Origin of the sequence: Stenotrophomonas sp. SrG (assembly GCF_050031795.1) — a bacterium.
In the GTDB taxonomy this organism is placed as follows: domain Bacteria; phylum Pseudomonadota; class Gammaproteobacteria; order Xanthomonadales; family Xanthomonadaceae; genus Stenotrophomonas; species Stenotrophomonas rhizophila_A.
In genome coordinates, this window is sequence record NZ_JBNBBE010001730.1 from 1 (window position 1) to 230 (window position 230).

Sequence of the window (230 nt, forward strand, 5' to 3'; positions counted from 1 at the left end):
CGCGCTCGGGGCACGTCCACCTCAAGCAGGCCGTGGTGACGGGCTTCCGGGGCAGCAAGCTGAGCCAGAACACGGCCCCGGAAAAGACACGTGCGCTGGTGGGCGAGCTGCTGAAGCTGGCCGCCACGGGCGGGTTGAGCCTGCCTGTAGACGCCGTGTTGGGGCTGGACCAGGTAGCCGAAGCGGCGAAAGCCAGCCTCGAACCGGGCCGCAACGGCAAGGTGCTGCTG

Annotated in this window: 1 pseudogene; it reads left to right on the forward strand. The window is 69.6% G+C overall.

What is annotated here, in order from left to right:
- Positions 1-35: 35 nt before the first annotated feature.
- Positions 36-230: pseudogene (locus ACQG3P_RS25185) on the forward strand (zinc-binding dehydrogenase); the annotation flags it as partial.